Source organism: Amycolatopsis ruanii, assembly GCF_003385175.1.
Lineage (GTDB): Bacteria > Actinomycetota > Actinomycetes > Mycobacteriales > Pseudonocardiaceae > Amycolatopsis_E > Amycolatopsis_E thermalba.
The window spans coordinates 86,885-96,323 of the sequence record NZ_PQHY01000013.1; the positions used below are offsets into that span (position 1 = coordinate 86,885).

13 protein-coding genes are annotated in these 9,439 nt (G+C 70.0%); 7 read left to right on the forward strand and 6 right to left on the reverse strand.

Translation table 11 applies throughout. The features are described 5' to 3' along the window. Window positions 1-4 precede the first annotated feature (4 nt). Window positions 5-1,249, reverse strand: coding sequence for a M14 family metallopeptidase (locus D0D28_RS10030; RefSeq protein ID WP_369806738.1), 1,245 nt, complete (start codon window positions 1,247-1,249; stop codon window positions 5-7). Between D0D28_RS10030 and D0D28_RS10035 the strand changes: the two genes are divergently transcribed. Together D0D28_RS10035 and D0D28_RS10040 are read left to right on the forward strand one after the other, a co-directional pair. After that, a complete protein-coding gene (locus tag D0D28_RS10035; protein WP_116110425.1) occupies window positions 1,136-1,651 on the forward strand; it encodes a DUF2020 domain-containing protein in 516 nt (171 codons plus the stop codon). The genes D0D28_RS10030 and D0D28_RS10035 overlap by 114 nt on opposite strands. A gap of 155 nt (window positions 1,652-1,806) precedes the next feature. Further along, complete coding sequence (locus tag D0D28_RS10040; protein WP_116110426.1) at window positions 1,807-2,268, forward strand: DUF6918 family protein; 462 nt, start codon at window positions 1,807-1,809, stop codon at window positions 2,266-2,268. Window positions 2,269-2,413: 145 nt separating this feature from the next. On the opposite strand, the gene D0D28_RS10045 is transcribed toward D0D28_RS10040, so the two are convergent. Beyond that, entirely contained in the window at window positions 2,414-3,016 is a 603-nt protein-coding gene (locus D0D28_RS10045; protein WP_233157031.1) for a hypothetical protein, read from the reverse strand. Window positions 3,017-3,113: 97 nt separating this feature from the next. On the opposite strand from D0D28_RS10045, the gene D0D28_RS10050 reads away from it, so the two are divergent. Next, entirely contained in the window at window positions 3,114-3,665 is a 552-nt protein-coding gene (locus D0D28_RS10050) for a peptidylprolyl isomerase (protein ID WP_094003360.1), read from the forward strand. A 193-nt stretch (window positions 3,666-3,858) separates the two neighbouring features. Next, on the forward strand, window positions 3,859-4,632 hold the full coding sequence (locus D0D28_RS10055) for a rhomboid family intramembrane serine protease (RefSeq protein WP_094003361.1): 774 nt from the start codon (window positions 3,859-3,861) through the stop codon (window positions 4,630-4,632). Here D0D28_RS10055 and D0D28_RS10060 read toward each other — a convergent pair. Continuing rightward, window positions 4,629-4,928: a PH domain-containing protein gene (locus D0D28_RS10060; RefSeq protein ID WP_094003362.1), complete on the reverse strand. Its 300-nt coding sequence runs from the start codon at window positions 4,926-4,928 to the stop codon at window positions 4,629-4,631. The two genes, D0D28_RS10055 and D0D28_RS10060, sit on opposite strands and share 4 nt — an antisense overlap. A gap of 189 nt (window positions 4,929-5,117) precedes the next feature. Further along, entirely contained in the window at window positions 5,118-5,384 is a 267-nt protein-coding gene (gene crgA / locus D0D28_RS10065) for a cell division protein CrgA (RefSeq protein ID WP_094003363.1), read from the reverse strand. 91 nt (window positions 5,385-5,475) lie between these two features. On the opposite strand from crgA, the gene D0D28_RS10070 reads away from it, so the two are divergent. After that, complete coding sequence (locus D0D28_RS10070) at window positions 5,476-6,312, forward strand: class E sortase (protein WP_094003364.1); 837 nt, start codon at window positions 5,476-5,478, stop codon at window positions 6,310-6,312. Next, window positions 6,312-6,467: a hypothetical protein gene (locus D0D28_RS36105; protein WP_191247053.1), complete on the forward strand. Its 156-nt coding sequence runs from the start codon at window positions 6,312-6,314 to the stop codon at window positions 6,465-6,467. The genes D0D28_RS10070 and D0D28_RS36105 overlap by 1 nt, the downstream gene beginning before the upstream one ends. Before the next feature lie 17 nt (window positions 6,468-6,484). Here D0D28_RS36105 and D0D28_RS10075 read toward each other — a convergent pair whose 3' ends face one another. Next, a complete protein-coding gene (locus tag D0D28_RS10075; protein ID WP_094003366.1) occupies window positions 6,485-7,060 on the reverse strand; it encodes a TetR/AcrR family transcriptional regulator in 576 nt (191 codons plus the stop codon). Between the two features lie 85 nt (window positions 7,061-7,145). Here D0D28_RS10075 and D0D28_RS10080 point away from each other — a divergent pair, with 85 nt between their 5' ends. After that, the gene (locus tag D0D28_RS10080) at window positions 7,146-8,111 is read left to right on the forward strand and encodes an NADP-dependent oxidoreductase (RefSeq protein WP_116110427.1); all 966 of its coding nucleotides are present in this window, start codon (window positions 7,146-7,148) and stop codon (window positions 8,109-8,111) included. Here D0D28_RS10080 and D0D28_RS10085 read toward each other — a convergent pair. Next, the gene (locus D0D28_RS10085) at window positions 8,108-9,424 is read right to left on the reverse strand and encodes a pyridine nucleotide-disulfide oxidoreductase (protein ID WP_116110428.1); all 1,317 of its coding nucleotides are present in this window, start codon (window positions 9,422-9,424) and stop codon (window positions 8,108-8,110) included. The genes D0D28_RS10080 and D0D28_RS10085 overlap by 4 nt on opposite strands. Between the last annotated feature and the right edge of the window lie 15 nt (window positions 9,425-9,439).

Below are 9,439 nucleotides of genomic sequence, written 5' to 3' on the forward strand. Positions count from 1 at the left end.
TTGTCTAGCGCGCCTCGCTGATCAGGATGTCCACCGCCGCGTCGTTGCGCGTCGTCTCCCGCACGATGTCCTCGTCCGGCGGGTAGAAGCCGGGCAACGCGCTGGTCGGGTACATCTCGAAGGTGAAGCTGAGGATCTTGTGCGTGCCCCACATCCAGTCGTTGACGTCCCCGTCGGTGATGTAGAGGTCGCTGGACTGCTGGGCGGTGTACCGGTTGGTCGCCGCCATGCGCTGCCCGACGTCGCGGAACCGCGCGTTCTCCTCGGCCGTCATGCCCTCGCCGGTGTCGTCCTCGGTGTGCCCGAACGGCCACAGCACCAGCTCGGAGTAGGTGTGGAAGTCGATGTGCGCCTTGATCCGCTGCTGCCCGCCTGCCGCGCGCGAGTCGACGAACCGCGACACGGCCTGCGTCTCCGGCTCGGAGAAGGCCGACGGGCCGCGGTAGGTGTCCGAGGCGGGCCGCGTGCTGGAGCCGTCGCAGCAGCCCCACTTGTAGCCCCAGTTGCGGTTGAGGTCGGTGCCGATCTTGCCGCCGTCCACGGGCCTGCGGTTCTTGCGCCAGTACTTGTAGTCGGTGTCCGAGATGTCGTACTCCGAGCCGTCCGGGTTGACGTTCGGGATCACCCAGATCACGTGGCCGTCGACCAGCGACCGGATGTTCGGATCGGTCGCGTAGCCGCCGGTGAAGCGCTGCACGATGTGCAGGCACATCTCGGTGGTCAGGTGCTCGCGCGCGTGCTGGTTGCAGGTGAACAGCACCTCGGGCTCACCCTCGTCGGCGGCGGCGTTGTCGCTGATCTTCACCAGGTTCAGCTCGCGGCCCTCGTAGGACTTGCCCACGCTGGACAGCACCGCGATGTCCGGGTGGTTCGCGGCCGCCTTCTGCAGTTCCGTCGTGACCTCGGCGTAGGTGTGGTAGCCCTCGTCCCCGGCCGGGAAGTCCGCCGCGGCCGCTCGCGCCGGTGTGGTCCCGGCCAGCAGGGCGGCTCCGGTCACCAGGGCCAGCACGCCGCCCGCGGCCCGCCGTGAATACATTTCGCCTCCGCACGAACACGTAGAGTAGCTTCTTCTACCCTGCTGTAGCGGCGCGCCCGCCACAACCCGGCGGAGGTCGGGTGGTTCACTGATCGGGTTATGCGACGAGTCCTGCCCGCCCTGCTCGCGGCCGCCGCGCTGGCCGGTTGCTCCGCCCAGCCGGCCCCCGAGGCGCCGCCGTCCCCGAGTGCGCCGGCCACCACGGCCGTGCAGCTGCCGCCGGAGCCGACGCCGGCCCGCGCCGCACCCTGCCCGTACCTGGAGAACTCGTTCGTCGCGGACTCGAACGGGCAGCGGGTGTCGAAGGTCGAGATCTCCGCCGACCAGCCGCATCCCACGTGCTTCTTCTACGCCCTGTCCGGCAAGCTCCAGCTGACCGTGCGCGTCTACACCGGGGATCCGGCGGTGGCGAACGCGCTCGTCGACCAGGCGGCTCCGGTGGCCACGAGCAACCCCGCGGCTGAGCCGCCAGGGTGGCAGGGTGGTTACGCGTCGAAACCGGACGGCGCGGTATATGCCGTGGCCAGGGACGGTACAGCGGTCATCGTGACCACGAACCAGCAACAGACGGTGAAGGCGAGAACCGTTGCCCGGCAGGCGATCTCGCGCCTTTAAGACCGGCGGGGTGCAGTGTCAAGTTGATCTTGTATTACCCTGATCGCACCTCGCAGCCGGGGAGGACCAGCACGTGACCGGTCGAGACCTGCGGCCGGCGTGCCACGGGCTGCGAGAGCCCCCGTGTACCTCGATGTGAAGAAGGACAGACATTCGTGGCTGACACCCTCAAGGAAATCCTGCTCGACTCCAGCAGGCGTCCGGCCGTTGTGACCGACCTGGAGACGCTGGTCGACGAAGAGGTCTCGGACAAGGGCGGCGTGTCCGGTGCCGTCATCAAGACCGGCTTCGCCGCGGTCAAGAAGATCAAGCCGGGCATCATCGGCTCCGCCGTCGACAGCCTGCTCGACGACTTCGCCGCCGCGCTCGAGCCGTTCTACGCCGACTTCAAGGGCCAGGGCGGCACCAACAGCACTGACTTCGGCTCGTACCTTGCGGGTCGTGGCTCGGAGGCCGCCGACGCGCTGCTGAGCGTGACCGACGCGCGCGCCGCCAAGAGCAGCCGCGACAGCATCAAGAAGGTCTACGAGAAGCTGCGCCCGAACGGCAAGAAGAACGTCGAAGAGGCGCTGCCCCGCCTGGGCAAGCTGATCGACAAGCACGCGGCCGCCGCCTGAGGCAGACGCGCAGAACGGCCGTTTTCCCAACGGTAGCCGTTGGGAAAACGGCCGTTCGCCTGTGCGGGGTCTGGCGTGACCGGGTCAGCGCAGGCGGAAGTGCCGCTCGGCCTCGCGGTCGAGCGGCACCTCCGGTGGAACGTGTTTAGTTCTGCTTCTCCGCCGGCGACGGGCTCGGCGCGTGCTGGCCGTTCGCCGTCGACTCCGGAGTGGCCGGCTTCGGCGCGGCCCGCGGCGGCTCGGTGGCCACCGGCGGCTCCTGCTTGCCGCGCAGCGCGACCGCCGCACCCGCGGCGGCCAGGACGCCCAGCACCAGGAAGAGCGGCCACTTGCGGCTCTTCTTCGTGCCCTTGGCGGCGAGCTTCGCCTCCTCCAGCGCGGCCCGGAAGTCCTTCTTGGCCTGCTTGAAGTCCTTCTTGGCCTTCCGCTTCGACTCACCGGCGGCCTTGGCGGCCTGGACGGCGGCCTTGCGGGCCTTGCGGCCCGGCTTGCGCAGCTCGGCGAGCCGCTCCGCGGCCTCCTTGCGTGCCTGCTTGCTCGCCTTCGCCAGGTCCTTGCGGGCCTTGCGGCCCCGCTTGGCGGCTTCCTTGCGCGCCTCCTCGGTGCTCTCGGAAAGCCGTTTCTCGGCCGCCTGCGCGGCCTGAGCGGTCACCTCGGCGCCTGCCTTGCCGACCTCGACGGCCCGCTTGCTCAGGCCGAGCAAGCCGGCCTTGACCGACTCACCCACCGAGTCCGCAGCTCGGGTCATGGCCTTTCACCTCGTCAATCGTTTCGTCTCACGTTCCATCCCCGTAACCATCCTGCCCGTTTCCGGCCGATCTCGCTGCGGATGGCACGATGAAGCGGTGACCCAGAGCAGTGAATCCCTCGTTGGTGCGAAGGCGACCGCCGTCCTGCACACCAACGCCGGGGACATCCGGATCAACCTTTTCCCTGATCACGCCCCCAAGACGGTGGCCAACTTCGTCGGCCTCGCGGAGGGCACGAAGGAGTACCAGCGCCCGAACGCCAAGGGTGAGAACTCCGGCCCGTTCTACGACGGCGCGATCTTCCACCGCGTCATCTCGGGCTTCATGATCCAGGGCGGCGACCCGACCGGCACCGGCCGCGGCGGCCCGGGCTACCAGTTCGGCGACGAGTTCCACCCCGAACTGCAGTTCGACCGGCCGTACCTGCTGGCGATGGCGAACGCGGGACCGGGCACCAACGGCTCGCAGTTCTTCATCACCGTCGCCAAGACGCCGCACCTGAACTTCAAGCACACGATCTTCGGCGAGGTGGCCGACCAGCAGTCGCGCGACGTCGTGGACTCGATCGCGAACACCGCGACCGGGCCCGCGGACAAGCCCCTGCAGGACGTCGTCATCGAGAAGATCGACATCGAGCGCGAAGGCTGAGCCGGGGTAGGTTGGAGGCATCGTGAACGTGCCTCCTCACCCGCCTGCCTCGCAGCCGCCCCAGCAGTCGGCCCTGCCCGGTTGCTGGTGGCACCCGTCGCGACCCACCGGGCTCAGTTGTGTCCGGTGCGGCCGTCCGGCGTGCCCGGAGTGCCTGCGTGAGGCCTCGGTCGGCTACCAGTGCATCGACTGCGTGCAGACCGGGCGTCGCGAGCAGAACATCCAGCGGTACACGCCGCGCACGGTCGCCGGGGCGCAGGTCTCGCACCGGCCGGTGGTCACGCCGGTCCTCATCGTGGTCAACGTGCTCGCGTACGTGGTCACGGTGGCGCAGTCGGGCAGCCTGACCCGCAACGACACGTCGTCGCTGTTCGGTGACGGCGTGTTGTGGCCGCGTGTGATCGCCGGGGCGGACGAGTGGTGGCGGCTGGTCACGTCCGGTTTCCTGCACTACGGGCCGATCCACCTCGCGGTCAACATGCTCGCGCTGTGGATCCTCGGGCGGGACATGGAGACACTGCTGGGCCGCGTGCGCTTCATCGCGCTGTACGTGGTGTCGCTGCTGGGCGGCGCGGTCGCGGTGTACCTGTTCGACGGTGTGGACCGCGGCACCGCGGGTGCTTCCGGGGCGATCTACGGGCTGCTGGGCGCGATGCTCGTCGCGGTGATCCGGTTGCGGCTGAACCCGGCGTACGCGATCGGCACGATCGTGCTGAACCTGATCATCACCGTGTCGCTGCCGAACATCTCGCTGCTCGGCCACCTCGGCGGCCTGGTCGTCGGCGCGGTCGCCACCGCGGCGATGGTGTACGCGCCGGCGAAGGGTCGCCAGTACTGGCAGGGCGGCGCGGTGGCGGTGCTGCTGATCGCGTTGCTGGTGCTGGTGTTCGTGCGCGACGCGCAGCTGGCGGACCTGGTCTGCTGGTACCGCGGCGACCGGTTGTTCTGCGCCGAGCCGTCCGGTTAGGGCTTCAGCGCGGTCAGCGTGTCGAGCACGTCCCGCGGATCGGCGCCGAGTTCGAGCCAGCCGAAGACGTACAGCTGGTCGCCCGCCTCGATTTCCAGCGTCGCCGAGTCGCGGCCGAGGCGGCGGGTGGTGCGCACGCGAGCGGTCACCTCGGGCCAGTGCAGGTCGTGTTTCCCGGTCGTGGTGCGGATTCGCAGCCCGCGCGGATCCGCGGTCAGGCGCGGCCGCACGAGCAAACCGTGCAGCGACAACGCGGTCAGCGCGACCGCCGCGACGGCGAAGAGGACCGTGCCCATCCGGTCGCTCGCCAGGATCGCGGCGGCCGCGGCGAAAACGGCGGCGACACAACCGGTTCCGACCAGAACCGGTCGCGGAGCCCAATGCGGAGACGAGTTATCCACAGTGGTTATCCACACTGGGGATGAGTCACAGTGCTGTAATTACGGGTCAAGCGGCTGTTCGGGGCAATCGTTGTGATCTTCCGCTCAGCGCCAGCGCATCGTCATGAGCAGACCGACGATCATCAGCGCGAAGCCGACCGCGAAGTTGCCGTTGCCGAGGTCCGCCATGAACGGGATCTTGTCGCCCGCGATGTAGTTCACGACCAGCCAGACGAGCCCGAGGATCATCAGCCCGAACATCACGATCTTGTAGAGCAGGCTGGACGGCCCCGCGGCGCGCACCTTGACCGGCGTGCGCCGATCGGCCGGCGGCGTGTACGCCGTCTTCTTGCGGACCTTCGACTTGGGCATCGGAACCTCGCGTGTTCGTCTCTGACCAGGTGGTGCGCATCCACCTCTACCGTCACACGTTAACGTAAGCGTCCCCGAGAGAGGAGCGCGCGTGGCAGTCCTCGACGCCCCGCCACCGAAGAAGTCCGGTGGCGGTTTCGCCAGGGCCGTGCGGACCGTCGGCGAACTGCTGATCACCGCCGGGCTCGTCGTGCTCCTGTTCGTCGTCTACGAGCTGTACGTCACCGATTTGTTCTCCGCGCGCAAGCAGGCCAGCGCCACCGTCGCGCTGGACCAGGACTGGGCGCAGGGCCGCACGCTGCACGCCGACCTGATCGACGGCGAGGCGTTCGCGAAGATGTACATCCCGAGCTTCGGCGCGGACTACCACTTCACGATCCAGGAGGGCACGGACGCGAAGGCGCTGGAGGTCGGGCCGGGGCACTACAAGGGCACCGCGCTGCCGGGCGAGCCGGGCAACTTCGCCGTCGCCGGGCACCGCGTCGGCAAGGGGGCGCCGTTCAACGACCTCGACCTGCTCGCCTCGTGCGACGCGATCGTGATCGAGACGCAGAGCGACTTCTTCGTCTACCGCGTGCTGCCTCACCAGGACGAACTCGCGAACTGGAACGCCGACAAGGCCGCCCGCCCGCAGTGCGCGAACGTGGGCACCCTGCGCACCGACGCGCCGGACGGCGGCCCGTACGGCAAGACCTTCGGCCGGGAGATCGTGACACCGGACCAGGGCGAGGTGGTCGCGCCGGTGCCGCACCGGACGGCCGACGTGCTGCCGACGGCCCAGCAGGTCTCCCTGCTCACGCTGACCACGTGCCACCCGCGGTTCTCCGACAAGCAGCGGCTGATCGTGCACGCCGTGCTGACCAACCAGTACCCGAAGACCCCGGGTGCCACCTACGAGCAGCTGCTGCAGGCGATCGGAGGCGTGTGATGTACGGCTGGATCTGGCGCAGGCTGCCCGGCCCGGCCGGGGTCAAGGCGGTGACCGCGCTGGTGCTGGTGCTCGGCGTGATCGCGTTGCTGCTGTTCGTCGTGTTCCCCTGGCTGGAGCCGATGCTCCCGTTCAACCAGGTCTCGGTGAACTAGCTCCGGGCCCGGGCCGGTCAGCCGGGCGGCGGCCGGAGGCCGTCCATCAGGAGGTTCAGCAGGCGGCCGGCCTTGGCTTCGTGCGCGGGCCGGGGGGCCACCGTGAAGATGCCGATGAGAGAGGCGGCGATGTCGTCGGCGGTGACATCGTTGCGTAGGTCGCCTGCCACGCGGCCGGCGTCGAGCACGGTGGTGATGGCCGCCAGTAGCTCGGTCCGGGTCTGGGCATGGGCTATCTCGCCCGACTCGATCATCGCGAGCAGCGTGTCGAGCATGCCGTTCTTGGTCGCGATCCAGGCCCCGAACAAGTCCATCCAGCGCCGCATCGCCGCGGCCGGGGGCAGCCGGTCGAGCAGTTCACGGGCGCCGGTCGTCAGCCGCGCCACCTGGTCCCGGTAGACCGCGTCGACCAGCGACTCCCGGGTCGGGAAGTGCCGGTAGAGCGTCGCGATGCCGACGCCCGCCTCGCGGGCGATCGCGCGCATCGACGGCTCGGCGTCGGCCGACGCGAACATGCGGGTCGCCACCGCGAGCAGCTGGTCGCGGTTGCGGGTCGCGTCCGCCCGTGGCGCGCGCCCCTCCGTCTCAGGCAAAACGGATCACGCTCCGCTTGTGTTAGGGTTGGTCAGGTAAACGGAGCATAGTCCGTTTCGCTGCGTCCGAAGGAGCCCGGCGTACATGCAGCAACAGAGCGATCAACCGGCGACGGGCAGGAGCAGGGCGGTCCAGCTGGATTCGTTCGGGGGGCCCGAAGTCCTGACGATCCGTGCGATTCCCGCTCCGCGGGCCGGCCGGGGGCAGGTCCGTGTGCGGGTCACCGCGGCCGGCCTCAACCCGATGGACTGGATCATGACCGCCGACGCGGACACCGCCGCCCGGTTCGGGTTGAGCCTCCCGGCCGGGTTCGGTACCGACTACGCGGGAGTGGTCGACCAGGTCGGCGCCGGGGTGACCGGCTTCGCGCCAGGTGACCGGGTGTTCGGGGGCGCGTTGTCCCGCGCGGTCGCCGACTTCGTGGTGGTCGACGCGGCCGGGGCCGTCGCCGCGAACGAGGTCCACCACACCCCCGACGGCGTCGACGACCGCACCGCCGCCACCCTCACGATCGCCGGCCGCACGGCATCCGCCGCCCTCGCCGCGGTGGCTCCCGGCCCGGACGACACCGTGCTGATCGGCGGCGCGGGTGGCGGGGTCGGGGTCTTCGCCGTCCAGCTGGCCCGGATCGCCGGAGCGCGCGTGATCGGCACCGGATCAGCGGCATCGGCCGAGTACCTGCGCGGTCTCGGAGCCGAGCCGGTCGCCTACGGCGACGGCCTGGCCGACCGCGTCCGAGCCCTCGTTCCCAGCGGTGTCACCGCCGCCATCGACCTGCACGGGACGGAGACACTGCACGCGGCGAGGGAACTCGGCGTTCCGGACAGCCGCATCTGCACCATCGCCACGAAAGCCGACGGCGTCGCGGCGGCCAACGGCGCGAACGCCGCTCCCGGCGCCCTGGACGAGATCGCCCGCCTGGTCGCCGCGGGCCGGCTCCGGGTGCCCATCGCAGCGAGCTTCCCGGTGGACCAGATCCGCCGGGCGGCCGAACTCCAGGCAGGTCGGCACGTGCGCGGCAAGGTCGTCATCGACCTCCGGAGGTGCTAGCCGCGCGAGACGCGGATCATCTCCTCGCGCTCGACGACCTTCACGCGTTCCCGGCCCTGCGGCTCGCCCAGGGCGCGTTCGTGCGCGTCGAGCTTGCCCCAGCCCTCCCAGGTGGTGAACGGGACGCCGCGGTCGGCCAGGAACGACGTGATCGCGTCCGGGTCGGACTGCTTCGGCGCGGTCAGGGAGTCCGCGTCGGCGAGCAGGTTGCGGATCGTCTCGGCCGCGTCGCCCTTGGTGTGGCCGATCAGGCCGACCGGGCCGCGCTTGATCCAGCCCGTCACGTACACGCCGGGCACGTGGTCGCCGTCGATGTCCAGCACGCGACCGGCCTCGTTCGGGACGGTGCCGCTGTCGTGGTCGAACGGGACCTCCGGCAGCTCGGAGGACAGGTAGCCGACCGCGCGGTACACGGCCTGGACGTCCCAGTCGTGGAACTCGCCGGTGCCGCGGACGTTGCCGTCGCCGGTCAGCTCGGTGCGCGCGGTGCGCAGGCCGGTGACCCGCTCGTCGCCGAGGATCTCCGTCGGCGAGTGGAAGAAGTGCAGGTGCAGGCGCTTGGGCCGGTCACCCTGGTCGCGGATCGCCCACTCCTGCAGCGTCTTGACCACCATGTCGACCTGCTTGGAGGACCGGATCGCGGCGATCGAACCGTCGTCGAACTCGATGTCCTCGGGGTAGACGATGACCTCGACGTTCGGCGAGTGGTCCAGCTCGCGCAGTTCGAGCGGGGTGAACTTGGCCTGGGCGGGCCCGCGGCGGCCGAACACGTGCACGTCGGTGACCTTGCTGGACTTCAGGCCCTCGTACACGTTCGGCGGGATGTCGGTGGACAGCAGCTCGTCCGCGGTCTTGGCGAGCACGCGGGCCACGTCGAGCGCCACGTTGCCGACACCGAGGACGGCGACGCTGGTCGCCTCCAGCGGCCAGGTGCGCGGAACGTCCGGGTGGCCGTCGTACCAGGACACGAAGTCGGCGGCGCCGTAGCTGCCGGGCAGGTCGATGCCCGGGATGTCCAGCGCGCGGTCGCTCATCGCGCCGGTGGCGAAGATGACCGCGTCGTAGAACTCGCGCAGGTCGTCCAGCTTGATGTCGGTGCCGTAGCCGACGTTGCCGAGCAGCCGGATGCCGGGCCGGTCGAGCACCTTGTGCAGGGCGGTCACGATGCCCTTGATGCGCGGGTGGTCGGGCGCGACGCCGTACCGGATCAGCCCGAACGGCGCCGGCATGCGTTCGAAGATGTCGATGCTGACGTCGGTGTCGGACTTGTCGAGGATGTCGGCGGCGTAGATGCCGGCGGGGCCGGCGCCCACGATGGCGACGCGAAG

Bases quoted from the DNA above. Each gene is read 5' to 3' on its own strand.
- D0D28_RS10035 (WP_116110425.1), top strand. From the start codon at position 1,136: ATGCGACGAGTCCTGCCCGCCCTGCTCGCGGCCGCCGCGCTGGCCGGT.
- D0D28_RS10045 (WP_233157031.1), bottom strand. From the start codon at position 3,016: ATGACCCGAGCTGCGGACTCGGTGGGTGAGTCGGTCAAGGCCGGCTTG.
- D0D28_RS10060 (WP_094003362.1), bottom strand. From the start codon at position 4,928: ATGGGCACGGTCCTCTTCGCCGTCGCGGCGGTCGCGCTGACCGCGTTG.
- crgA (WP_094003363.1), bottom strand. From the start codon at position 5,384: ATGCCCAAGTCGAAGGTCCGCAAGAAGACGGCGTACACGCCGCCGGCC.
- D0D28_RS36105 (WP_191247053.1), top strand. From the start codon at position 6,312: ATGTACGGCTGGATCTGGCGCAGGCTGCCCGGCCCGGCCGGGGTCAAG.
- D0D28_RS10080 (WP_116110427.1), top strand. From the start codon at position 7,146: ATGCAGCAACAGAGCGATCAACCGGCGACGGGCAGGAGCAGGGCGGTC.